Origin of the sequence: Paenibacillus sp. GCM10027626 (assembly GCF_042676285.1) — a bacterium.
GTDB lineage: Bacteria > Bacillota > Bacilli > Paenibacillales > Paenibacillaceae > Paenibacillus_Z.
The window spans coordinates 157,101-181,443 of record NZ_JBHTHC010000001.1; the positions used below are offsets into that span (position 1 = coordinate 157,101).

The 24,343-nt window shown below is 50.6% G+C and carries 21 protein-coding genes; 17 read left to right on the forward strand and 4 right to left on the reverse strand.

The features are described from left to right. The first annotated feature begins 77 nt into the window (after positions 1-77). Positions 78-854: a DUF3891 family protein gene (locus ACFQ0N_RS00660; protein ID WP_379322414.1), complete on the forward strand. Its 777-nt coding sequence runs from the start codon at positions 78-80 to the stop codon at positions 852-854. 103 nt (positions 855-957) lie between these two features. Here ACFQ0N_RS00660 and ACFQ0N_RS00665 read toward each other — a convergent pair whose 3' ends face one another. Genes ACFQ0N_RS00665 through ACFQ0N_RS00675 form a run of 3 tightly spaced genes read right to left on the reverse strand, consistent with a single transcriptional unit; the run spans position 958 to position 4,116 of the window. Continuing rightward, positions 958-1,962 (reverse strand): ABC transporter permease, encoded by a 1,005-nt coding sequence (locus tag ACFQ0N_RS00665; RefSeq protein WP_379322415.1) that lies wholly within the window; start codon positions 1,960-1,962, stop codon positions 958-960. Further along, the gene (locus ACFQ0N_RS00670; protein ID WP_379322416.1) at positions 1,955-2,953 is read right to left on the reverse strand and encodes an ABC transporter ATP-binding protein; all 999 of its coding nucleotides are present in this window, start codon (positions 2,951-2,953) and stop codon (positions 1,955-1,957) included. Before ACFQ0N_RS00670 ends, ACFQ0N_RS00665 begins: the two co-directional genes overlap by 8 nt. After that, positions 2,953-4,116: a COG1470 family protein gene (locus ACFQ0N_RS00675; RefSeq protein ID WP_379322417.1), complete on the reverse strand. Its 1,164-nt coding sequence runs from the start codon at positions 4,114-4,116 to the stop codon at positions 2,953-2,955. The genes ACFQ0N_RS00670 and ACFQ0N_RS00675 overlap by 1 nt, the downstream gene beginning before the upstream one ends. 174 nt (positions 4,117-4,290) lie before the next feature. Between ACFQ0N_RS00675 and ACFQ0N_RS00680 the strand changes: the two genes are divergently transcribed. The 12 genes from ACFQ0N_RS00680 to ACFQ0N_RS00735 all read left to right on the forward strand — a co-directional run bounded on the left by ACFQ0N_RS00680 (position 4,291) and on the right by ACFQ0N_RS00735 (position 18,629). Continuing rightward, complete coding sequence (locus tag ACFQ0N_RS00680) at positions 4,291-4,878, forward strand: RNA polymerase sigma factor (protein WP_379322418.1); 588 nt, start codon at positions 4,291-4,293, stop codon at positions 4,876-4,878. Further along, a complete protein-coding gene (locus tag ACFQ0N_RS00685) occupies positions 4,875-5,576 on the forward strand; it encodes an anti-sigma factor (protein ID WP_379322419.1) in 702 nt (233 codons plus the stop codon). The genes ACFQ0N_RS00680 and ACFQ0N_RS00685 overlap by 4 nt, the downstream gene beginning before the upstream one ends. A 150-nt stretch (positions 5,577-5,726) precedes the next feature. Further along, complete coding sequence (locus ACFQ0N_RS00690; protein WP_379322420.1) at positions 5,727-7,118, forward strand: sialate O-acetylesterase; 1,392 nt, start codon at positions 5,727-5,729, stop codon at positions 7,116-7,118. A 10-nt stretch (positions 7,119-7,128) separates the two neighbouring features. Then, positions 7,129-7,719, forward strand: coding sequence for an AAA family ATPase (locus ACFQ0N_RS00695; protein ID WP_379322421.1), 591 nt, complete (start codon positions 7,129-7,131; stop codon positions 7,717-7,719). Positions 7,720-7,877: 158 nt separating this feature from the next. Next, positions 7,878-9,398 carry an MDR family MFS transporter gene (locus ACFQ0N_RS00700; RefSeq protein ID WP_379322422.1) on the forward strand — a complete coding sequence of 507 codons (1,521 nt, stop codon included), beginning with the start codon at positions 7,878-7,880 and terminating at the stop codon, positions 9,396-9,398. A gap of 166 nt (positions 9,399-9,564) precedes the next feature. After that, the gene (murI, locus tag ACFQ0N_RS00705) at positions 9,565-10,359 is read left to right on the forward strand and encodes a glutamate racemase (protein ID WP_379322423.1); all 795 of its coding nucleotides are present in this window, start codon (positions 9,565-9,567) and stop codon (positions 10,357-10,359) included. A gap of 208 nt (positions 10,360-10,567) precedes the next feature. Beyond that, the gene (locus ACFQ0N_RS00710; protein WP_379322424.1) at positions 10,568-11,593 is read left to right on the forward strand and encodes an acyltransferase family protein; all 1,026 of its coding nucleotides are present in this window, start codon (positions 10,568-10,570) and stop codon (positions 11,591-11,593) included. A 114-nt stretch (positions 11,594-11,707) separates the two neighbouring features. Next, on the forward strand, positions 11,708-13,210 hold the full coding sequence (locus tag ACFQ0N_RS00715; protein ID WP_379322425.1) for an IMP dehydrogenase: 1,503 nt from the start codon (positions 11,708-11,710) through the stop codon (positions 13,208-13,210). A gap of 167 nt (positions 13,211-13,377) precedes the next feature. Next, complete coding sequence (locus ACFQ0N_RS00720; protein ID WP_379322426.1) at positions 13,378-16,446, forward strand: copper amine oxidase N-terminal domain-containing protein; 3,069 nt, start codon at positions 13,378-13,380, stop codon at positions 16,444-16,446. A gap of 194 nt (positions 16,447-16,640) precedes the next feature. After that, a complete protein-coding gene (locus tag ACFQ0N_RS00725; RefSeq protein ID WP_379322427.1) occupies positions 16,641-17,567 on the forward strand; it encodes a prenyltransferase in 927 nt (308 codons plus the stop codon). 33 nt (positions 17,568-17,600) lie between these two features. Beyond that, positions 17,601-18,341 carry a DUF6081 family protein gene (locus tag ACFQ0N_RS00730; RefSeq protein ID WP_379322428.1) on the forward strand — a complete coding sequence of 247 codons (741 nt, stop codon included), beginning with the start codon at positions 17,601-17,603 and terminating at the stop codon, positions 18,339-18,341. Positions 18,342-18,344: 3 nt separating this feature from the next. Continuing rightward, positions 18,345-18,629 carry a hypothetical protein gene (locus tag ACFQ0N_RS00735; RefSeq protein WP_379322429.1) on the forward strand — a complete coding sequence of 95 codons (285 nt, stop codon included), beginning with the start codon at positions 18,345-18,347 and terminating at the stop codon, positions 18,627-18,629. 314 nt (positions 18,630-18,943) lie between these two features. On the opposite strand, the gene ACFQ0N_RS00740 is transcribed toward ACFQ0N_RS00735, so the two are convergent. Next, positions 18,944-19,849 (reverse strand): transposase, encoded by a 906-nt coding sequence (locus tag ACFQ0N_RS00740; protein WP_379322430.1) that lies wholly within the window; start codon positions 19,847-19,849, stop codon positions 18,944-18,946. Between the two features lie 189 nt (positions 19,850-20,038). On the opposite strand from ACFQ0N_RS00740, the gene ACFQ0N_RS00745 reads away from it, so the two are divergent. The 4 genes from ACFQ0N_RS00745 (at position 20,039) to ACFQ0N_RS00760 (ending at position 24,264) form a co-directional block, all read left to right on the forward strand. Continuing rightward, complete coding sequence (locus ACFQ0N_RS00745; protein WP_379322431.1) at positions 20,039-20,452, forward strand: hypothetical protein; 414 nt, start codon at positions 20,039-20,041, stop codon at positions 20,450-20,452. A gap of 103 nt (positions 20,453-20,555) precedes the next feature. Next, entirely contained in the window at positions 20,556-21,530 is a 975-nt protein-coding gene (locus tag ACFQ0N_RS00750) for a substrate-binding domain-containing protein (protein ID WP_379322432.1), read from the forward strand. Further along, the gene (locus ACFQ0N_RS00755; RefSeq protein WP_379322433.1) at positions 21,527-22,993 is read left to right on the forward strand and encodes a sensor histidine kinase; all 1,467 of its coding nucleotides are present in this window, start codon (positions 21,527-21,529) and stop codon (positions 22,991-22,993) included. The genes ACFQ0N_RS00750 and ACFQ0N_RS00755 overlap by 4 nt, the downstream gene beginning before the upstream one ends. Continuing rightward, positions 22,990-24,264, forward strand: a complete 1,275-nt coding sequence (locus ACFQ0N_RS00760; RefSeq protein ID WP_379322434.1) for a response regulator — start codon at positions 22,990-22,992, stop codon at positions 24,262-24,264. Before ACFQ0N_RS00755 ends, ACFQ0N_RS00760 begins: the two co-directional genes overlap by 4 nt. The last annotated feature ends 79 nt before the right edge of the window (positions 24,265-24,343 follow it).

Sequence of the window (24,343 nt, forward strand, 5' to 3'; positions counted from 1 at the left end):
ACGAGCGCAGGGGCTGCCTCTTCTTTTTGCTGATCGGAAGGTTTACAATAAGGGGTGAGCAGGAAAGGAGTGGAAGCATGATTATCCGCGAGAAGCATAATGAGCTAATATTTATTCCCCAACACAACCATGGTTTTCTGTCCGGCGAGCTTGCCAAACATTGGAAGGACGAGTGGCTCGCTGGCGCCGCCCGCCGGGAAGAGCTAATTTATGCGGCTTATGAGCATGACCGCGGCTGGATTGAGTTGGACGATCAGCCGATCTGGAATGATCGTACCGGAACTGTTTTTTCGTTCATGGACTATCCCTTGCTGCCTAAGCTGACCTACTACGGTAAAGGGATCGAGGAAGTAGCCCAGCACAGCCGCTATGCCGCTTTACTGTGCAGCATGCATTTTACTGCATTGCTCGAACCGGAGCCGCACCCGGCCATTCGGGCCTTTATCGGTAAAGAACGTTTGCGGCAAGCGGAGTTGCAGGAGGAGCTGTGCAGATCCGCTCCGCACCAGGCAGAGGAGCTGCAGTTTCATTTGCAGATACTGCAGTTTTGCGATCATTTGTCGCTGTACGTTTGCCTTAATGAACCCGGCGTGGATAAGGAGAATGAGCATCCCTGGTATAGAAGCGGCTTAATCGGCTCGGATCGATTTCATTTTGCGGCCGGCAAGCCAGTTATGGCAAGCTGGGAAAATGAGCAAACTGTAGCTGTTCATGTTTTTCCCTTTCATGAACCTTTCAAGACAAATCTGCGTTACAAAAGCGTAAGCAGGGACGAAATAAAAGCTCAGGGCGTGGCGCAAGCTTATGCGAATAAGGCCTTTGAGGAAAGGAGTATCACATTTGTCAGCAAGTAGCGGACGATTGTGTCTGGCGCTGGCCCTGGCGATGACCTGGCTCAGGTCGAAAAAAACCCTCCAGAAATAAGCGGCATCATCCGCAAATTCTGGAGGTTGATTGTTATCTGGAACGTATTTCCTGGCGCATAAACAGCACGTAGGAAATGGCAAAGCAGATCAGCGTTGCAGCCAACAGCCCGGTTAGCTGCGGCCATATGAGCAGAAGGCTCTGGCCGAGCGGCAGCGGGCTCGGAATGGCGCCAATGACCTGCTTCATCGTCATCGGCCCAAGCGAGCGCACTTCCGGGGTTAGCAAGGTTGTTGTAATTTCCGAAAATAATTGCGCCGGCGAGAGGCGGTTTAGCCCTATCAGCAACTGCTGATACTGCATCAGCTGCTGAGCATCGCTGGCACTCCCTTGCGGCACTAGCGCTTTCGCAATGAGATTTAAAATCATATCGTAAAAAACGGTGAAAAAAATCCATACTGCAATGCCTGACAGCGCCGATGTTGCGGCTTGGCGAAAGCGAATCGAGAACAGCAGCGACAGCGCTAACCAAAAGCTGATATAAATAATAGCGGCAATCAAAAACAGAAGGACGCGCCAAAACTGTTCAGGCGTAGGCGGATAGCCGATGGTGACGAGACCGAGCCCCATAACGAGCAGGCCAAGCGAAAGGATCGAGACGCTAATCAGCAGCAAAGCCCCCGTAAATTTGGCGGTAATGAAATCGTCGCGATAGATCGGCTGAGAAATGAGCCGGCTCAGCGTCCCTTTGTTTCGTTCTGTATTTACAGCATCAAAGGCTAGCGCGATCCCCATCAGCGGCCCGAGAAAGCTGACAAAGGTGATGAAGTTTGGCAGTGTGCCGTCAGATGCGGTGAACATTTTTAGAAAGAGAAAGGAATTGTCGCTGTCAGGCGCCGCGGCATTCGCTTGCAGGGCAACGACAGCAGCATAGACGGAGCCTATACAGGCGAGCGCGATAATAAACAGCAAAATGCCGAAGCGCCAGCTGCGCATATGGTCGCCGATTTCCTTTTGAACGATGGTCCAAAACGGGCTCGGAAGCCGTTCCTTGTCCGGCTTTGTGAAAAACGCGGGCAAGCTGAAGGCTTTAAACATGACGCTGTCCACCTCCTTGGAAAAAGCGATGATAAATGTCATCAAGCCCGTACTGCTGCTGGCGAAGCTGGTGCAGCTGCGCACCCGATTGTACAAGCAGCTGAACGATGTCCGGCGTAATGGTCTGCTGCGAACTTCTGATCGTGACTGTATGGATGCCGAACGGCTGCCCTGCTTCCCGGACTTGCACCTCACCGATTCCTTCCATCGCCCTTATGCTTGCTGCAAGCTTCTCATCCCAACCTGATACTTCCATTTCCAGCGTCAAAATACCCTCTTGGTCGAGCTCCCGGGACAAGGTTTCAATATCGCCGCTCGCAATTAGCTCGCCTTGGACGAACAAACCGACCCTATCGCATATTTGCTGTACCTGATGCAAGTGATGGGAAGACAACAGGACAGTCAATCCGCCCAGCCGGCTCAGATCCGAAATGAGCTGCAGCAGCTCGCGGACGCCCTCCGGGTCGATGCCGAGCGTAGGTTCGTCGAGGATGATGACTTCAGGCTGCTTTATTAATACATCTGCAAGTCCCAAGCGCTGTCTCATCCCGCGGGAATACGTGCCGGCTTTTTTGTTGGCTACATCGGACAGTCCGACTTTTTCCAGCAATTCGGCCGCCCGCTCGCGCGCCAAACGTTCAGGCAGGCGATTAAGCCGAGCGGTGAACAGCAGATTGTCAAGCCCGCTCCGGTCCTCGTAAAACCCGACGTCGTCCGGCATATAGCCGACCTTGCGCTTGATCAGCAGCGGATCGCGCACAGGGTTCAGCCCGCATACGCGCGCTGTGCCTCCGGAAGGCTCGGTCAAGCCGAGCATCATGAGAATGGTGGTCGTTTTTCCGGCTCCATTAGGGCCGAGCAAGCCGAATATCTCCCCGCGGAACACGGAAAGATCGAGTTGGTTGACAGCCAGATGCTCGCCGTATCGCTTCGTTAGTCCGCGCAGGTCAATGATTGGATCCGTCTGTTCGCGCGAAGCTGTTTCCACCATTACCGCCTCCCATACTTGCGGAATAGAAATGCGATGATGCCGATGACAACGACGATGATCAGAACGCCGATCCAGCCCCACAGGACAGAGGACTCGACAGCGACGCGAATGGCGGCGCTTGACGATTTCTGGGAAGTCGATGCCGATAGATTGAGCGCATAATCGCCCGGCAGCGCTTCCTTGCTCGCCTTGATAGTCGCTTTAACTTGCGCGCTTTTTCCCGGTGCAATCGATCGGACGGAGGAAGGCTCAAAGGTAACCTCCCAATCGGCCGGTGTCTGCGAGGACAGATTTACATCCTGCAGCTCGGCAGTACCTGTGTTTGCGACGACCAGATCAAGGGTACGCGTCGAGCCGGCGGTTACATCTGTACTGAGACGCTCGTCTGCAGTAGTGAGCTTGACCCCGTACGAACCGGTTATGACCGCTTCGACTGTCGCCTCGGCCGAGGTCGAGTTGTTTGCTGCACGGATCGGAATTTTGTAAGTGTCCGCTTTGGCGTTTTCCGCGGGAACAGCCTCAATTTCGATAGACTGGGTAGCATTCGGCTCTACCGTAACGGAGGTGACGTTGTTGCTTCCGGATTTGAAGCGCACATCCCAGCCGGCCGGCGCAGCAGCGGCGAGCGCGTACGTTTGCTGCTCCCCAGTGCGGTTGCGAAGCGTAGTGCTGAAGGTGAAGGTGGAATCGGCATGGCCCTCTATATTAGGCTGATCGGTCGTCAGCTCGCTGGCGAAAGTGCCTTGCTCATTCACGTTGATCGTCAGTGGCAGCGATGCTGCTCCTTTGGCAATTACCGTAAAGGTATAGCTGCCCTTGTTTACTTTAAGCGGGATGTCGATTTGCAAATTAATCGATTGTTCTGCTCCGGGCTTTACAGCCAGGCTGCGGATAGCGCGGCCGCCTGCAGTCAGCTCATATTTCCAGTCATGGCCGCCTGTATCGAGCGAAATTTGTAAATTTTGCGTGGAGTCGGTGCGGTTAATCAAATCAATGCTGTAATTGATCGAATCCCCCGGAGGCGCGGACAAATCCGTATAGGGGGTAAAGAGCTCGACCGCTGCTGCGGCGTAAGATTGTTGGGGCAGCAGCCCTCCACTGACCATCAGTATGATTGAGAATAACAATAGTGTGATGCCCCCGTTGCGGCATGCTTGACGCATGCAAATCCCCTCCTTGAAATAGTGAATGTAAGCGGCCTTATGACGGCGCAGTCATCAAGGATACGTTTATCAACTGCGCTTGGATTTACTGAAGCAGAAAAATTTTTTTGTTTCTTCAAGCAGGAATTTCTGGTAAAACAAATGGTAATAGAAAGTTCGGAGAGGAGGGGGAAAATGGAGAGGCAGGACGAGATGATTGCATGTTTGCAGCAAATGCTGGACGGTTCGGTGCCGGCTTTTGACCGCTTTTATGAACGCTATGCTCCTTTCGTCATGAAGATTGCTTTACGGATGCTGGGCGAGCGGATGGAAGCGGAGGACATTTGTCACGATCTGTTTGTCGAAATTCTCCATCGCCGCAAGCTTTATGACCAGACGAGAGGCTCCATAGAAGCATGGCTGGCTGTAATGACTAGGAGCAGATGTCTGGACCGGCTGCGGCGTACCGGAAAAGTTGTAATCACTCCGACCGGAGAGGAACGGGCGGATGCAGAGACGGCGGCGCATGCGGCCAGCCCTGTAGAGCAGGTGGTGCAAAAAATGCAGCGTGAGGCATTGCACGAAGCGATGGGGCGGCTGCCAGCCGCACAACAGCGGGCGGTAACCTCATCCTTTTTTAATAATCGAACCCATCAGGAGATGTCGGACAGCTGGCAGGTTCCGCTGGGAACAGTCAAATCATGGGTCAGATACGGCTTGAATCATTTACGCAAAGAAATGGAAAAACGAGGCTGGACAGATGAGAGGAGGGAGAAATCATGAATTGTTATACGGAAGAGCAGTGGGCTGATTATATACTTAAGTCGGCGGACGAGCAGACGTCTTTGAAGATGAGCGGACATTTAGCCGTATGCAGAGTCTGTCAGAAGTTAGCAGAAGAATGGGAGCTGCTGCTGGCGGACGATAAACGGACCGGGGAGGCATACCCGGATGCTAAGCTGCAGCAGTCCTTGCGCAGAGAGGTGCGAAAAGTGCGCTTGATGAGGCGGATTCCCCGCGGCAGAACGATTGGGACGATCGCGGCGGCAGGCGCATTGGTGTTGATCCTGCTCATCGGCTTGAATAAAATCTCGGAGGAGAGAGCCGATCCTTTGGAAAGCTTTATTGAAGAGCATGAGCCGCAAGCGGTGACCATTATGCAAAATCCGGCAACGGTATCGTACCGGATTATGAATGAAGCGTTGAATAACGGCTACATCTGGATCAACAGCCAGACGAAAGAAGCGTTTATTTTGCTGGAGAAGCCGCCGGCCTATGACCGCCTCGACTATCAGGCGTGGACGGTACGCAACAATCGTCCCATCAGCATGGGGCTGTTTCAAATTCATGACGGCAGAGCGCATCTGTATGTGAAGGAAACGCAAATCGGGGTGTCCGATAATATCGCGGTCAGTAAAGAGCCTAAAGGGGGAAGCAGCAGTCCCACTAAGCTGGAAACCGTCATTTTCGTCATGCCATAGCTGGACAGAAAATTATTCTGATTTCCTCTACGATATGTAATATACTCATGGTAGTCAGCAGGGAAATGAGCGCAAAATGTTGAAACTATTTCCACTAAGAGGCGATGACAAGTTCGCCTCAAATTATTGCGAATTGAGGGAGCAGCCGCTATGGAGAAGCAAGCTTTAATAATAACAGGCTTGGAGCCGCACCGCGTCTATCAGCGCCAAGCTGACGATACGGCAAATTTGACTTTCCGGGTAGTGATTCCCGAAGGCTTGCAGGGCCGTCTGGAAATCCGAAGGTCCGGCAGCGCATGGACTGCTGTGGAGCAGGGCCAAGATGGCGGGCTGGAGGTAACGCTATCTTCTGTTCCGGTCGGCAAGCACACGATTCATGCCCGTCTAGTAGCTGAACAGGCAGTTGTTCTTGCCGAAGGACAAATCGGGCCGGTTTTTGTAGGGGATTTATGGATTCTGGCAGGTCAGTCCAATATGGAGGGCTGCGGCCGATTGATCGATGTTGACACGCCTTGCGAGGGAGTCAGCTGCTTCTACTTGGGGGATCGCTGGGCTATGGCCGAAGAGCCGCTCTGTTGGCTGGCTGAATCGAATGACCCGGTTCATTGGATGGGATTCCCGGAAGGAATGGAGATGACTGAGGAGCGGCGCGGGCAATACATTGCTGCTGCCCGGCGTGACCGGGTGCAGGGTGCGGGGCTTGGCCTTTCATTCGGCAAAAAGCTGCTGCAGCATACCGGGATACCCGTTGGCCTGCTTATGACGGCGCATGGCGGAACATCGATGGATCAATGGGACGCGGCGCTAGCGGGTGAAGGCGGCCGTTCATTGTATGGCGCGATGCTTCGGGTCATTCATGCGGCCGGCGGCAAGGTAAAGGGCTGTCTCTGGTATCAAGGCGAGAGCGATACTGTCGATATGCCGACAGCTGAGCAATATTATGACAAGACGCTCAAATGGGTGGAACGATTGCGGCAGGATTTGAACGATCCGGAGCTGCCGTTTATATATGCGCAAATTTCTGTTGTTATGGGTTGGCCTGCGGAGGAACCGTGGAATAGGGTTCAAGATGATCAGCTGCGCTTGGAAAACGTGCTGGGACGCGCTGAAATGGTGCCGACAATCGATGCGGTGCTTGCAGATGTCATACACCCGGATGCCGGCTCGCTGCGGGACATTGGAGAACGGATGGCCGCGGCGGCGTTGCGGCTTGTTCATGGCGCAGCGGCGGACAGCAGCGGCCCGCGGCTGCAAAAAGCTGTGTGGAACGAGACGCGCACGGAGCTTACGCTGCAGTTGAGCGGCTGCAACGGAAAATTGCGCGCAGTTGATCGCGTATTTTCGCTCACGCTAATGCAAGAAAGCGAGAGATTGCCATTGACCGCTCATCTTGGAGCGGATGGTGTATCCATTGTGGTAAAGCCGGAGCAGCCTGCTCCGCTTGATGTGCAATTATGGCACGGCCGCGGCCTCAACCCGACGGTCAATATTCGCGACGAGAAGGGGATACCGCTGCCAGTATTTGGCCCGCTTGAGGTGTAGGTGAAGCATAATGATGATTTGGATCAACGGAGCGTTCGGGGCGGGCAAGACGCAGACCGCCTACGAATTGCACTACAGATTGCCGGGATCGATCGTGTTCGACCCTGAAAATGCCGGCTTTTATATCAGACGAAATCTGCCTTCGACACTGGCGAAGGATGACTTTCAGGACTACGCGATGTGGCGGCAAATCAATACGGAGATGCTGTCTTATATCACGCAGCATTTTGACGGCATTGTCATTATTCCGATGACGGTTGTCCATCCGCAATATTTTGATGAGCTTATTGGCGAGCCGCGCCGCAAAGGCATTGCGCTGCATCATTTTGTGCTGGGGGCGTCCAGGGAGACGCTGCTCGGCAGATTGCGCAGCCGCGGAGACGGCAGCAAGTCCTGGCCTGCGCAGCAGATTGACCGCTGTGTCGCGGCATTATCCGATCCGCTCTTTGCCACGTGGCTCGATACCGAGAAGTGGACGGTCAGCGAGACGGCGGAGCGCATTGCGCAATTAGCGGGCGTCGAGCTGCAGCCGGACAATCGCAGCGCATTGCGCAAAAGGCTCGATCGCTGGAAGGTCAAGTTTCAGCATATCCGCTTTTAGAGAAGCGGACAAAACACAGCTCCGTTAAAATACGTCTTGCTGATCATGCTTAGAAGCGGCGGCAAGGCGTTATTTTTGTTCTCAATTGCCCATATGTATGTTACTATACTTTAGTGTATGTTAAGTTAATTAAGGGCGCGCGAAAGCTGTTTGAAGGGGTGGGAACGATTCAAGCTAAACAGACGAACACGCGAGTGGTGACGCTTGCGCTGCTTGTTGCGACTTTTCTGACGGCTATCGAAGGTACGGTTGTCAGTACGGCAATGCCGAAAATTGTAAGCGACCTGCAGGGGATCAAATTAATGAATTGGGTGTTTGCCGTCTACCTGCTCGTATCGGCGGTCACCGTTCCGGTATTCGGCAAGTTGTCCGACCTGTATGGCCGGAAGCGTATATTTATGATCGGAACGGTCATTTTTCTTATCGGCTCGTCGTTATGCGGATTAGCGCAAACGATGGAGCAGTTGATTGTTTTTCGCGCCGTGCAGGGAATCGGGGCAGGAGCCATACTCCCGATTACGTCTACGATCATGGCGGATATTTATCCGCACGAGAAGCGGGCAAAGATGATCGGGCTGATCAGTACGATGTGGGCGATCGCCGGCGTTGCCGGCCCGCTCGTCGGCGGTTTTTTTGTTGATCAGATGACATGGCACTGGATATTCTATATGAATATTCCGTTTGGCGGGATTGCGATGATCATGATCGGCATGTCGCTTCATGAATCATTGGTGAAGAAAAAGCAGCCAATCGATTATTGGGGAACCATTACGTTTATGGTCGGCATGCTGGCATTGCTCTTTGCGCTGCAAAAAGGCGGAGAGGACGGCGGCTGGACGTCGCCGCTTGTCATTTCGCTGGTTGTGGCGGCGGTTGTCATTATCAGATTATTTGTTTGGATTGAAACGAAGGCGAAGGAGCCGCTGCTGCCGCTAAAGCTGTTTACGATTGAAGGCATTTCGGCCTCCAATGCGGTCAGCTTGCTGATAAGCGCCTTGCTGATCGGACTGATGGTTTACATTCCGATGTGGATTCAAGGCGTATCAGGCTATGGCGCTACGATTTCAGGCATCGTCATTATGCCGATGTCGATCACGTGGATGCTGGGCTCTTTTTACTGCGGGAAGCTGATGATGAAGCGGGGAGCGAGAGTCAGCACGCTGCTTGGGATGGCGGTATTGACGGTAAGCGCCGGCTGGCTGCTCTTTATCGGGAAGGTGTCGTCCACGATTCACTTTTATGCGGTATCCGCGCTGCTCGGCATCGGCTTTGGCATCGTCTTTACACTTTGTACAGTGACGGTGCAATCCGCGGTGGGTTGGCAGCTGCGCGGCACGGCCACGGCGTCCAATATGTTTTTCCGGACATTAGGCCAAACGATCGGCGTCGCGGTTTTCGGCACTTATTTTAATTCACAGGTATCGAAGGCGATGAATGACGGGAAGGAAGCGGCTGCCGGTTTAAATGTCGACCAGATGAACCAGCTGATTAATCCGGACGCGGCAGGCGCCCTGCCTGCCGAAGTACAAAGTTCATTGCGCGATATCCTCGTAAGTGCGCTGCATGATGTATTTGTCGTTTTGTTTATTATTGCCATTATTGGAATCATTATGGTGCCGCTGCTGCCGCGCCGCAAAGCGCCGGAAAAATCAGCCCGCGAGGCGGCGGTCGGGCGTTAGCCGATTTTGTAAAGCATATATGGGTTACGGGTGCGCATCGCGCTCGCGACCCCTTTTTTTTCATAATTTTGCACTGGCGAAAATTTGATAGCGTGATCAGGCCATTAGTGTGGTAAAATGACAAATGGATAATACTATAATTACATATGATAGGATACGTTGACACATGACAATCGGCTTTTTTGATTCAGGGATCGGTGGCCTGACCGTATTGGCAGAAGCGCTCCGACGTCTCCCAACCCAGGATTATCTTTATATGGCGGACACACTTCATGTCCCTTATGGAACAAAGTCGAAGGAAGATGTAAGGAACTTTATTATGCAGACTGTCGAGTCGATGATGACGGAGCATCTCGATGCTTTGGTTATTGCCTGCAATACGGCTACAAGTATTGCGGTCGCTGAACTGCGCGAGCGCTATTCGATACCGATCGTCGGCATGGAGCCGGCGGTTAAGCCCGCTGTGGAGATGAATCGGGCGACGGGCAAGCGGGTGCTTGTATTCGCAACGCAGCTCACCTTGCAGCAGCCAAAGTATTATGCGCTTGTATCGCGGGTAGATGAGCAAGGCATCGTCGATTCATTGCCGCTTCCTGAGCTTGTTTATTATTGCGAGGCGCTGCAGTTTGATCGTCATATTATGGAGCAATATTTTATGGAGAAGCTTTCATCGTATAATTTAGATGAGTACGGCATCGTTGTGCTTGGCTGTACGCATTATCCTTTTTATACAAAGCTGCTGCGCGAGCTGCTGCCGTCGCACATTCAGATCGTTGATGGAAGTGCAGGCACGATACGCCGTTTGACTGCCCTGCTCAGCCGTTACGGCATCGCCGAAGGAGGAGGCAGCGGACAGGTAAAATTTATGTGCACCAGCGGCGATCCGGCCTATATCGATAAACTGCAGACCGCGCTTCATCTGCTGCGCAATGAGGAGAAGACTGCGGAGGAGACGGCCTAATCCCAGTCCGCACAAACCAGTAAAAAACACCCAGACATCGGTCTTTTGCCCGATTGGTTCAGGGTGTTTTTTCGCGTGCCTCTATTCGCAGAAGCTGATTTCAATCACAAGACCTATGTATTTGAACGTATTCGCCTATGTTCCTCCTTCGTCCGTTCGTTTATGTTAATGGTGCATTCTATTTTAACAACAGGCTAGGAGGGAATTTGTGACTGAAAGAAAGAAATGGATTGATGTTGCCCGCGGTCTCAGCATCATTCTAGTCGTAATGGGGCATTCCGGCAATGAAGTGATCGATTATTATTTAGGCTGGTTTCGCATGCCGTTGTTTTTTCTGGTTAGCGGCCTGCTGTTCAAGGAGGTGCCTCGGGAGCGGTATACGCAGTGGGCGCTTGCCAGAATCCGCTATTTTATGGTGCCGTACTTTGCATACGGCATCTGTATAGCGCTGCTTGTCGCTGTTCGCTTAAGGGACCCCATGTCGGTGCCGAATGATATGCTGCTGCTGATTTATGGCGGAACGGTTTTAGGCGGCTGGTACGGGGTATTTTGGTTTATTACTTGTCTTTTGCTTGTTCACTTGCTGATGGGCTTTTTAACGCGCTTTTCTTTTTCTGTTCAATGGAAAGCTGTATTCGTCTGCTACGTGCTGGCGCATCTTGTCAGTATGAGTCCGCTGGCCAAATGGGATATTCCCTGGAATGCGGATGTAGCCTTAATGGCGATTGTGTACTTTTTTATCGGCTATTCTTGTAAAGCTTTGCTCTCCAGATGGCTGCAGTCTGGCAGAGCCTTTGCTCCGGCGCTGTTAATTGCCGCGCTCGCGGCCGGCTTGTACGAGAGCGGGGTTTGGAAATTCCAGCTGGATATGAAGATGAAGGTATACACGCAGCCGTTGATCGATCTGCTTGTCCCGCTGGCCTGTGTGCTTGCAGTGCTGCAAATTTGTTATTGGATTTCCCGCTGGAAGGCAACTGATGTTCTGGCTTTTTTAGGCACTGTAACGATTACGATTATGTATTTGCACATACCGGTCAATATTTTGTTGAAGTATGGGGTCGGCATGGAGTACGGGGTTTTCTGGTTCACTGTCATTGGAGTTGTTGTTCCGCTGGGGTTCGCCTGGATTTTCTCCAAATCGCAGCTGCTCTCCGCGCTGTTTCTTGGCCGTCAAGGCTTTGGCGCGGCAAGGAAAAGGAATGGACAGGAAAGCGGCGCAGCGGTGAAAGGATAGGCCGGTTGTTTTTGTTTTACGGAATAAAAAAGATTTTGCCATTGACCAATTCAGCTTTCGAATGATAGAATTGAAAAAATTTACCCAATTCGAAGGGCAGGGAGAGGCAAGATTATGGCCACGTATTACAATGAACCGTCTAGAACATTCAGCGAGTATTTACTTATTCCGAATTTAACGACGAAGGAGAATACGCCAGCAAATGTCAGTCTGGTGACGCCGCTTGTAAAGTTCAGTAAGGGCGAGAAACCTGCTTACTCGCTCAACATTCCGTTCTCTTCTGCCGTTATGCAGTCGGTATCGGATAACAATATGGCTGTCGCATTGGCGCGCTGTGGCGGCATTTCGTTTATTTTCGGATCGCAGCCGATTGCGGAGCAGGCCAAGATGGTGCGCAAAGTAAAAAGCTATAAAGCCGGTTTTGTCGTGAGCCGCTCCAATTTAACGCCTGAACATACGCTGCAGGATGTTTTGGATCTGAAAGCAAAGAACGGTCATTCCACTGTAGCGATTACGCACGACGGTACGCCGAACGGCAAGCTGCTCGGCATTGTGACAAGCCGCGACTACCGTCTGAGCCGCGATCCGCGCGACAAGCAGATCAGCAGCTTTATGACGCCGTTTGACTCGCTTGTTTTTGGCCGCTCGGGCATTACGCTTTCTGAAGCGAACGATTTGATCTGGGAGCATAAGCTTAACTGTCTGCCTGTCGTTGATGAAGAAGGAAGATTAGACTACCTGGTATTCCGCAAGGATTACGACGCACATAAAGCATATCCGTATGAATTGCTTGATGCGAACAAAAGCTACATCGCAGGTGCAGGCATCAACAGCAAAGACTACAAGGAACGCGTGCCGGCGCTTGTAGAGGCTGGCGTCGATGTGCTCGTCATTGACTCCTCGGACGGTTATAGTGAGTGGCAGCGCGAGACGATTGAATATGTGAAAGCGAACTTCGATGTCAAGATCGGCGCGGGCAATGTCGTTGATCGCGAAGGCTTCTTGTATCTGGTAGAAGCAGGCGCTGATTTCGTTAAAGTGGGCATTGGCGGCGGTTCAATCTGTATTACGCGCGAGCAAAAAGGGATCGGCCGCGGACAAGCCTCGGCTGTCATTGAGGTTGCGGAAGCGCGGGAGCAATATTATCGCGAGACTGGTATTTATGTGCCAATCTGCTCGGACGGCGGTATCGTACACGACTATCATATTACGCTTGCATTGGCGATGGGCGCCGATTTTGTCATGATGGGCCGCTATTTTGCCCGTTTTGATGAGAGCCCGACCCGCAAGCTGAAGGTCGGCAACAACTTTGTGAAGGAGTTCTGGGGCGAAGGCTCGAACCGTGCGCGCAACTGGGAGCGTTACGATACGGGCGGCAAATCCGGGCTGTTATTTGAGGAAGGCGTCGATTCCTATGTGCCTTACGCTGGCAGCTTGCGTGAGAACTTGGATAAAACGCTCGGCAAAATCAAGTCAACGATGTGCAACATCGGCTCCAAGACGATTGCCGAGCTGCAGCGCAATGCGCGCATTACGCTAGTATCGGCAACAAGCCTAGTCGAAGGCGGCGCTCATGACGTTATTTTGAAGGAAAGCAGTTTGACAGACGAGCATTGATGGTGAACGGCCTCGGCCTCCGAAGCGGCTTAATTTCGTTTCGGAGGCTTTTATCGTCTGCTGCGGTAAATTTTTTGCTAATTTCATATCGATGAGAGAAACATTTGGCCTGTCTGTTGCGTCAAAGTATCAGCTGTGCAAGTGAAAATTATAGGAGGATGAATGAAGTGAAGAAAGTTCTAGCCACAATCGTTGCGTCTGTGATGTTGTTCAGCATGTTGCTTCTTCCGCCCGCCAGTGCCGCATCGGCGATCAAAATTGTGATCGACGGCGAGACATTAGCGACGGATCAGCCGCCTGTGGCCATTAATGGCAGTGTATTTGTGCCGCTGCGGGGGATATTCGAAGCATTGGATGCGGTGGTCTACTGGAATCAAAAAGCGCAGACAGTAAAGGCTGTAAAAGGCAATGTGACCATCGTACTAAAGATCGGCGCCAAAACGGCAACGATTAATGACGAGACGGTTGCGCTTGACGCTTATGCGAGAGCGATCAACGGTCGTACGATGGTGCCGATTCGTTTTGTAAGTGAATCACTCGGCGAGAAGGTGGAGTGGAGCAAGAAATTGAATAGCGTGCTCATTACTACTTTCAAGCAGAGAGAGGTAGGAGCAGCCCAGTATGTCAATGTCATTGCAGATTATCAGTACGGCGACGGCCGAGACTGGAGGGTAATGTTCGCACCTCCGAGCAATCAGGATAATGTGAAGGAATATCGCATTTTGGCCGTGAAGGAGAACGCTGCAGCCAGCTTTAATCTGGCGAAGGCCCAATCGGTAAGCTCGGCGAATTATACGACAGTCCAGCCATACACTGCAGGAAAGATTACGACTATGGGCGCTTATGCCCGCGATGTTGATGGAGCGACGCTGCGCGCGGATCAAAGCTATCGCGTATTTGTCCTCACTGTAGGCGCAGACAGCTATGCATTGTCGCAGCCGTCGGCTGTGGTGCGTCAGGCTGATTCGACAAACAGCGCAACAAATGTAGTGATCAGCGATGTAAGTGATTATGGGGATGGCCGGGATCTGGCGGTCAGCTTTACGAAAGCGGCCAACGACAGCAACATTTCCAACTACCGGGTAATGATTGTGAAGACCAAGGATGCTGGCAAGTTTGATCTGAACGCTGCAAATGATGTTTCCAGCAGTTATTATAATACAGTATATAAGTCAAGCAGCAGCACGTTATCGACGCAATTCAGCTCCTCCTCGCGCGATGTGAACGGGGATTGGATCAAAAATGGCGTTCCGTACACAGCCTTTGTGCTTGCGGTGACTAACAGTTCAAGCACAGCGAATCGTCTGTCGTCCGGCTCGGCTTCTGTAACGCTTGGCAATTACTCACAAATGGCGCCGCTCGTCACCGGCATTGCTGATGTTAACAATTATGGCGACGGCCGGGATCTGTTCGTTTCGTTCAACAAGGTACAGGATGAGACGAATGTTGCTTATTACCGTCTGTTTGTAGTAAGAGAAGCGGATTACAGCAAGTTTAGTGTGAGTGATGCCAATAAGTTGTCGTCAGATCGCTACACGCAGGTTTCCAAAAATGGAAGCAATCAAAGTCTTACCTTCACCAGCTCGGCGAAGGATGTGAATGGCAATTATATCTCGAATGGTGTGGGCTATCGGGTATTTGTTATGGCTGTTGCCAGCAATAGTTCCAGTTATCCGAATCTGCTGTCTGCGCCTTCATCGCAAATTACGCTTTCTGTCGGCGGAGCGAACACTCCAAAGATTACGAGTGTATACGATGTCAACGATTATGGCAATGGCCAGGATTTGCAGGTTTCATTCAATCGTTCGGCCGATGAAGGCAGTGTAAACCACTATCGGATTTTCGTGGTGAAATCCAGCAATGCGGATAGCTTCAAGCTGTCGAATGCTAATGCAATTGGCTCGAGCAATTATACGAAAGTAAATAAAACAGGCAGCAATATTACGACGACGCTGTCGTCCAGCGCCAGTGATGTAAATGGCTCCACAATTCGCAACGGCGTCAGCTATCGCGTCTTTGTTATGGCGGTCAGCAATACGGGGCAGAACAACAACAATTTGCTGTCCGATTACTCGAATGAGATTACATTGTCGGATAATACCGGCAGAGCGGTTGCAACAAATGTGCAAGCGGCGGATGTTAGCGACTATAACGATGGCCGCGACATGCTCGTAACGTTTACGAGAGCAGCCGATGAAAGCCAGATCAATCATTATCGCATTTTTGTAGTGAAATCGAGCAATGCCAGCAGCTTTAAGGTGTCGAACGCCAATGCGATCGACAATCCGAACAATTATATGGTCGTCTACAAAAAAGGCGAAAATATTAGTACAACTTTAACGCAGTATACGCGCGATGTGAATGGCTCGCTGATTAAAAACGATGAACGGTACAAAGTGTTTGTCCTTTCAGTTCGCGATGGAGGGTACTACGGATCAAATGTACTGTCGGCTCCTTCATCCGAAATTACGTTAAAGCAATCTTCCGCTGTTAGCGCGCCAAGCAATGTCAAAGTGGCGCTCAAAGGAAGTAAAGGGGACGGCAGCGATCTGGAGGTAAGCTTCAGCCGCTCAAGCTCAGAATCGGATATACTGGAGTATCGCATTATCGTTGTACCTAATCATTTGGCAGGTTCTTTCGGATTGGCGGAGGCGACGCGGGCTTTGTCTTATGGCTACACTACTAAGGTAGATAAAGACGGCAGAACGCTAACTCAGCGTCTGACTTCTTCAACGCTGGATAGCCAAGGCTATACGATCGGTTATAGCAATAATGGAGCCGGCGGCTATCGCGCTTTTGTCCTTGCTATAGCTAAAAATAGCTCGCTCAATGCGTTGTCCGCGCCATCGGATGTATTTTATTTGTCAGGAACCGCGGCGCCTGAGGTGCAAAATGTCTCAGCTTCTCAGGTAGGGCAAACGATGACGGTTTCTGTAAATTTTGCAAGTAGCAACGATACAGGCGTTGCGCATTATGCGGTTCTGCTTGTACCGGAGCCGGCGTATGGCTTGTCGGAAAGCAAAGCCACTGAATATTACAAGCAAGGCAATTATACGGAAGTGCAGCGCTCTTCGCGCGCAGCTTTGCTGACTAGCGGCAGTGTTGATGTCAATGGCGCGCCGCTAACATACAACGTTACGTACCGCGTGTATGTTTTATCAGTTGCAGACGGGGTTAAAGCGGCAGTCAACTCGCTCTCATCTTCGACGGCAACTGTACGACTCGTAGAAAGTTAATCGGTTTAGACAGCTCGTATACAGGAAGCAGGAAAGGTCTGCATCTTGTGTACGGGCTTTTTATTTGTGGTGTAGAAGTGTGGCGATTTGTCGAAACTGGCAAATAGGTATACCCGTCTGCTTGCGGTATGATCTATAATATAAGGATATGATATGAAAATGTTGTATAAGCTGAAGGGAAAGGGTATCGATGGATGGACAAGCTTAAATTGTGGATGAAGGCTTCCCGCTTTCGCGTATTGCCAGTCATGGCGATCCCAGTCGTACTAGGCGGCTTGGGCGCATTCGCATGGAACGGTGTCTTTTATCCCGGATTGTTTCTAATTACGCTGCTCGGCTCAGCCGCGGCGCATTTATTTTCCAATATGATTAACGATCTATGGGATTACCGCAATGGGGTTGACGAGGCGGCGAAAGAGACCGTAGATGCTATCTCGACAAACTCTGGTTTTTTGGCTGGCGGCGTCATGAGTCAGCGGCTGTTTGCCGCGGCAACCTGGCTGATGCTGGCGATCGCTGCCGGCTGCGGTATTGCGCTTAGTCTGCTGAGCGGCTGGTGGGCGCTTATTTTTGGCGGACTAGGCGGTCTTATTGCTTATTTTTATGTCGCCCCTCCGTTAAAATTCGGCTATCGCGGCAAGGGCTATAGCGAAATCGCAATTTTGCTTTCCTTTGGTGTGCTGCCTGTGATGGGAACTTATTACGTACAAGTGCAGCAGTTTGGCTACCGGCCGCTGCTCTTGTCGCTCCCGATCGGATTGTTAACGACATTAATTCTGTTTAATCATCATTTTTTACATTGGCAGGCCGACAAGAAGGCGGGGAAAAATACGCTGGTTGTCGTCTGGGGAGAGAAAAGGGCGCTATCCTTTTCAAAGTTTTTAGCTGTACTCGCTTATTTGTCGCTTGTCGTCTGTGCTATTGCTGATGTGCTGCCGTGGTATGCATTAATTGCCTTGTTGACAGCTTATCCGCTTTACCGTGTTTATGCGACTTTGAAGGAGACGAATCCTTCGGCCGCATATTTGCCGCTTATGGGAGCATCGTTGCAAGCATCGATTCGTTGCGGGGGCTTAATGGCAATCGCTTTGCTCATCCAGGGTTTTATTTTACATTCATAGTTTCTTAAGGGAACTGAAAGGAAGGCATGTATAATGGACCAGCAAAAAGTATTTGGAGATTTTCATACGATTTTGTCAGAGGGCGAAGTATGGAAGATAGGCGGCTTTCCGCTGCCAGACGGTTCATTCTGGTCGTATCGCGAACCGGAAGCGGTCGTAATCGTACGAAACGGTATTTTGTATGTACGGGCGCCGTTAAGCCGGCAGCATGATAAAATTCAAATTTTGGATAATGCGAAGCATATGTATTTTTCGGTTGAGGATGTAAAGGTACCGGAGCAAGGAGAAGTCAGCTTTGAAGTGCAGATTCGCGCTAGAACGCAAAACACGGCTGAGGGGGACTTGTACGACGGCTATGTCTCCTGGAATTTACTCGACTTTTCGACAGGTGCGGCTCTTGATTTTTTTGCCGGCAATGACAAGTATGCAAGTGTATACGCTGTTCTGCCATTTCCGGGCGTCAAAGTGCCAGAGACGGATAAGACGCGTTATTTCAGTATTTTTAAAGAAGATACTAATTTCAAGCCGAGGGAGTTTAACACGTACCAGATTACGTACAACCGTGCTAAGGATGAGGTTGGTTTTTATTTGAATGGCGAAGAAGTGCGCCGGGAACGGGAAGTGCCGGTTAAGTTTAATGCTTTTACGATCGCGCTCGGGATTATGACGGAAAAGGATTTGTCGCCGGAAGGCAGCGTGTCCGTCCACGGACAGACGGTTATAGGCGAATGGTCGCCAGTGACTGTAACCATTAAGGAAGCAGCAGCCGAATAAGGCATGCATATTATTGCAGAGCAGTGTTATTACAAAATCCGGCGGGAGATCGATATTAGCGGGCAACGTACCGTCAAGGAGCTGCGTACGATGCAGCTTTATAAGGATCGGATTGAGACAAGGCATCGGCGGTTCGAGCTGCGCGAGGTGCTGGATGTGTCGTTTCGGCGCATGGGTGGCGATGCCGGAGGCTTTTTATATTTGCATACGAGCCGCGGTGTATTTAGTTACCCGGTAGATTCGGAGCCGTCGTTGTTTATTGCGGCTTATAAGGGGATTAGTGAGTAATTTATAGCACTGATCCCCTTTTATATTGGGATGTAGTGGTGGTTTTGCTCCTTATGTGCGTTATCCCGTTAGCTCAGGTGTTTTTGGATGCAAATATGGGCTCGAAAGGGAGGGTTAAACGCATAAATGGCAGTGGAATTGAGGATTTGCCTCTTATGGGCACTATCCCCACGACTCAGTGGCTAAGATTGTGCGACTGGCCCCCCTGTCCCATTATCCCCTTGACTCAGTTGAGGGGATTTTTGTTTGAAAAAGTTGTGTTAGCGAATTGCAAGCAGCTCAAATAAACCAAGCTTTTCTGGAAAACATCTTTTCTATGCGGCGAGAGGTTGCTTGGCAGCGGCAGACGTATTTTTGTGAGTCAGTCGTTTATAGGTAATGCGAGCTGTCGTTGCGCTTAATTGACAAAGCTGCGTGAAAGGGCATTGCTGCTGGAGAGCGTAATTGACGGTAAAGCAAAACTCGTGCAAATAAGCCTGCAAATGTTTGCCGCCAATGCCATGAAACGTATCATTGAGCCAATAGTAAGCTTCTTTACAAAGCTGAATGAGCGGCTGATAAAGCAGCTTCGCCCGTTTTCCAGTGAAGGAAACGACATCGACAGGATTCGGCACGACGCAGTGCTCTTGAAAATGGGCAACGCCTGCAGGCAGGACATGGCTACTGTTCGGAGCTAAAAAGCGCTCCTCGACTTGCTGGATTTTGAGATGGGTGATGGCGCCTTGCGCATTGATGGACGCGCCGCCAAGCAAAGGATGCTCCTGTGGATGGCGGAAGATCGTTGGATTGTAAGGCTTGCCATATGTGGTGGCATTGATTTTGATGATGCCTTCCAGGAGCTGATTAGCATTGTGGTGGCCAATAGCATGCCGGAGCTTATGCAGGATGAGCCATGCGGTTTTATAGGTGACCTCGATGATTTCGGCGAGTTTAACGGCATTGATTGCGCTGGAAGGTGAGGCAATGAGGAAGATCGCACGGAACCACTTTTGCAGCAGGGTGCGGCTGCCTTCCATAACGGTACCGCAGATTAATGAAGTTTGGTGCAAGCAGGAGCGGCATTCGTAAAGTGGAAGCCGGCGCGTCGAAATAAGCGTATACGAGGCAGACTGACAGCGCGGGCAGTGAAAGCCGTTTGGCCATTTTAACTGATACAAAGCAGAAACGCATTCTTTCTCGGTACTGAAGCGCTGGCAAAATTGCTCGTAGGATATACTCATAGTTTACAATCCTTTCTTACTTCAGAGAAATGGGAACTAACGTTCCTATTATATCAAACATTTGTTCCTGTTTTCAAGTGGATTGTTAAACTGAGGCGATGGGATAATGGAGATAAAGCGAGAAACACACTTATTTACACACAATAAAACAAGTATTCTGTTAATATGGTAATAGATGGAGGTGTTAAATTGAAAAAAGCGGTCTTTGCCGGGTTTGTTATTATCGGCATGGGAGTGTTACTTGTACTGATGAGTCAGACGTATGTTGAACTTCAGAAATCTGCACGGCAGACGATGTTTCCACATGTATCTTTTACTAAATTGAATATATGGGGATTTCTATTTGGTGCTTTAATGGAGTGGCGGGCGTTATATGCTCTCATGAATCGATCTTGGCAAATTAAATGGCATCTGCTGCTGCCAACGGTCATGCTGATGGCCCTTGTGTTGATTCCGACTATAAACTGGTACGAGTGGTACGGACTAGACGGGCCTCTTTTTGTCACCATCATTGTGCAGCCGGGGATTCATTTGCTGCTCGCGGCATTGTCAGGATTGCTTATGGTGCGCGCAATTGGAAAAACGAATACTAATGTAAGTTAAGCCTCTGCAGCTGAGTGGAGGTTTTTTTGTATCCTGACTAGAATAGGTTTTCAAGCATAATAAATGAAACCGCATTCATGAAGAAAAAGAAAGGAGCAGCCAGTTGAAAAAAATAATTTTAACGGCGTTAGTTGCCGGCAGCGCAGCAGCTTTGCTGCTATTTGTTCACATTACGTGGCAGGCGCTTCAGGGCTACTCGGTCATTGTTCCGCGTCAGGAAGTCTCCTTACAGACGAATGGATCTCGACTCGTTTTTATTTCGGGCGATGCGGGAAGTCCATTCTGGCATGAAGTAAGGAAGGGAGTGGCGGGGGCCGCGGCGAAGCAGGGGATCGCCATCGATTTTCGTGAGCCCTTTCCGGCAAGCAGCAGTGAATATTTGAAGCAAATGGATATGTCGATTGCCGCCAAAGTGGACGGCATTATTGTGCAGGGAGAGGACACGCCTGAGTTTGTGCAAATGGTAAGCAAGGCATCGCAAAAAGGTATCCCCGTAATAACAGTCGTGACTGATGCACCGGATAGTTTGCGCAAAACATATGTGGGCGCTGACCATTTTCGGGAAGGTGTTACGCTTGGCGAGCGAATTGCAACTGATCTGAAGGGGACAGGAATGGTAGCGATTGTGAATGGAAGCAAAGCGGCAAATTTTCAGCAATTGCGTAAACAAGGGCTAAAGGAGGCGTTTGCCAAACACCCGGATATGGAACTCAAAAAGATTGCCTATAAAGAAGTAAAGGGCAATTTAAGCGATTATGAAACAAATGAACTGCTCAATCAATATCCGGAATGTCGGACATTTATCGGACTTACGGCGGAGGCGGGCAGCAGCATTATGAAAATCGTAAAAACTAGGGGGCGACTGCAAGACTTTGCGATTTATGTGTTTGATGAAAGTCCGGAGATGACAAAGGGGCTGCAGGACGGTCTGATCTCGGCGATGCTGCAGCAGCATCCGCAGCAGATCGGCGCCAAAAGCGTTCAGCTGCTGCTCGATTGGCTGGAAGGGCGAACGGTGCCGCTCGCTCTGAACTACTACACACCTGTCAAAATGATGACGCGAGGCGAACAGCGATGAACTCAATCCGTAAAAAAATCATCTTTTTGCTTGCAGTTATTTGGATTATTATGCTGCTCGTCTGGCTGCTGATGAGCTACTCCAATCAGAAAACAGTTGAAAACTACAATCATATTTTACAGCGCTATATGCTGATGAATCAGCTGTCACAGCTAAGTAAACAAGCGATTGCAGATTTGAACAAATTATTGAGCGATCCGGATATTGGCGCAGAATCAGGTATCGAGGCAACGAGTAAAGCGATTGCTGCCGCTCAAGCGCAGCTGCCGGAGCTGCAAAATGCCGATAATGCCATTCTCTTAAAAAATTATGATCGGATGATGACTAGTCAGATGGAGGAAATGGAGCTGACGATGTCTGCATTTAGGCAAAAGCAGAGTACAATTGCGGAGATGCATCTAGAGGAAGCGGCTAAAATATCGAATTACATCTCAGAAACGACCTTATCCCTGCTCAGCCGTGAGCTGACGACCTATAATTCCTTTTATGAGAATATGATTCGGCAGAGCAGCAAGCTAAGAATGATGAGCTTTGGAACAGTGGCGGTGACGTTGTTTATGGTGCTGCTCCTATTCTATAAATTTTCCAGTAATATTACAGGACCGCTGTTGCAGCTGACAGTTGCCGCAAGGGAAATTGCCCGCGGCAATTTTGATCGCAACATCCAAGTGCGAACAAATGACGAAATTCAATTTTTGGCGGATACGATCGATCGCATGCGCAGCAATATTCGCAGCTTCATTGATGAGATGAGGGTAAAAGCGCAGATTGAGCGGGATTTGCAGGCGCACAAGCTGCTGCTGAAAGAAAGTGAGCTGAAAAGTCTGCAAAATCAAATTAATCCGCATTTTTTGTTTAACACATTAAATATTTTGTCGAAAAAGGCTTTTTTGGAGGGGGCGCAGGAGACGAGCGACCTGATTGTAGCGGTGTCCGGACTGCTGCGTTACAATTTGAAAACACTTGATACGGCAGTGACTTTGCGAAGTGAGCTAAGCGGCTTGGAGGACTATTTTGCCATACAGCAGGCGAGATTCGGCGAGCGCGTTCAGTATTCGCTGCTTTTCGATGAGCAGGCGCTTGATTTTGCCGTGCCGGGAATGACGCTGCAGCCATTTGTGGAAAATGCCTGCATTCATGCGATTGAACCTTTTGAGGGGGGCGGTGCGATCAAAGTGGAAATTCGCGATCAGCCGCTGCAGGTTATCGTAGAAATTTCGGATACTGGCCCGGGCATAGCTCCCGAGACCGTCGCGGCGCTGCTTCACGATCAAGAAGAGCCGCAGGAGAGCAAGCCGCGTCCGTATAAAGGACATTCGACCGGTATCGGCATTGCCAATGTCATTCGCCGCTTGCGGCTATTTTACAGCAGGCAGGATGTCATTGAGATTGCACAGCGGCGATCAGGCGGGACCTGTATTCGGCTGCTGCTGCCGAAAAATAAGGAGGAGCATTCGCAATGATGAGACTATTAATTGCCGATGACGAACAAATTGAGCGGATGGCCTTGCGCCGCATACTGGAGCAAGAGCTGCCGGATGTAGAAATCGTCGGGGAAGCGGAAAATGGCCGCCAGGCAGTCGAACTGACAAAGGATCTCCAGCCCGATCTGGTACTAATGGATATACAAATGCCCGGCCTGGACGGCCTGGCGGCTATTCGGCAAATTCGCGAAACGCAGCCGCAGCTGGCGATTATTATCGTGTCCGCTTACGACACTTTCGATTATGCCCGGCAAGCTCTGCAAATGGAAGTGAGAGACTATATACTGAAGCCAAGCAAACCTGCGGCGATTGTTGCGACTGTCCGGCAAGTCCTAGAGCGCGTGCAGGCCGATCAAGCGCAGCAGCGGCGGCATAAGCAGCTTTACCCAATTGTCGAGGCTGATCTTGTGGCTCAGCTGCTGTTTGGTCATGTCCATGAAGTGCAGCGGGAAGAGCTGCTTACCTGGTTTGGCAAGCGTTATACAGAGCAAGCCTTTGTGATGGTCGTTTCGGTTGCTTGGAAAGGAGAGGCTGAAGAAGAGAAGCAAGAGGCTGATCAGTTATATAGACGGATAAAAGCGCGTTTTCTTCGGGATCATCAAGGTTGGGTCGGCGCCATGTCCGGAAGGCAAATTCCGATCATTATGTTTGCAGAAAAAGGACAGTCATGGCGCTCGCAGGCAGCCTCGGCTGTGCGGCTGCTGCTGCAGCTGTTTGGCGCGCAGCGGGGGCAATACAAAGCGTTTGTGGGAATCGGCCGGATGCAGCCTTCACTTAATACGATCATGCAATCTTATCAGGAAGCGCTGCTTGCTTCTGTAAATCCGGATTTGCCGTCCGGTCATTGTTTTTATGAACATGAAGACATCGCCGGGCTGAAATATGGGTCGATGATGGAATGCTGCCGGGCGGCGAGTCCAGAAGAGGAGTCTGACTTGTATCAAACGATGAGGCAATATGTACAGCACAACGCACATAAGACAGTGTCATTGGAAGCGATAGCTGAGCATGTGCAGCGCAGTCCGTACTATGTGAGCAAGCTGTTTAAAGAACGGTTCGGCGTGAACTATATTGAATTTTTGACCGAATGCCGGATGAACAAAGCGAAACAACTCATCCAAGATCCGGATAAAAGCTTGAAGCAAATCGCGATTGAGGTCGGTTATCACGATCCGAATTATTTTAGCAGGGCGTTTAAGCGGCACTGCGGAATCTCCCCTACTGAATACCGTAACAAGGTCGGGCGCTAAAAAATGCTAGCGTTCGCAAAAAAGTACTATTGAAAGCGCGTACACATCTTGGAGATCCCTGTTACAGTAAAGAGGCAAT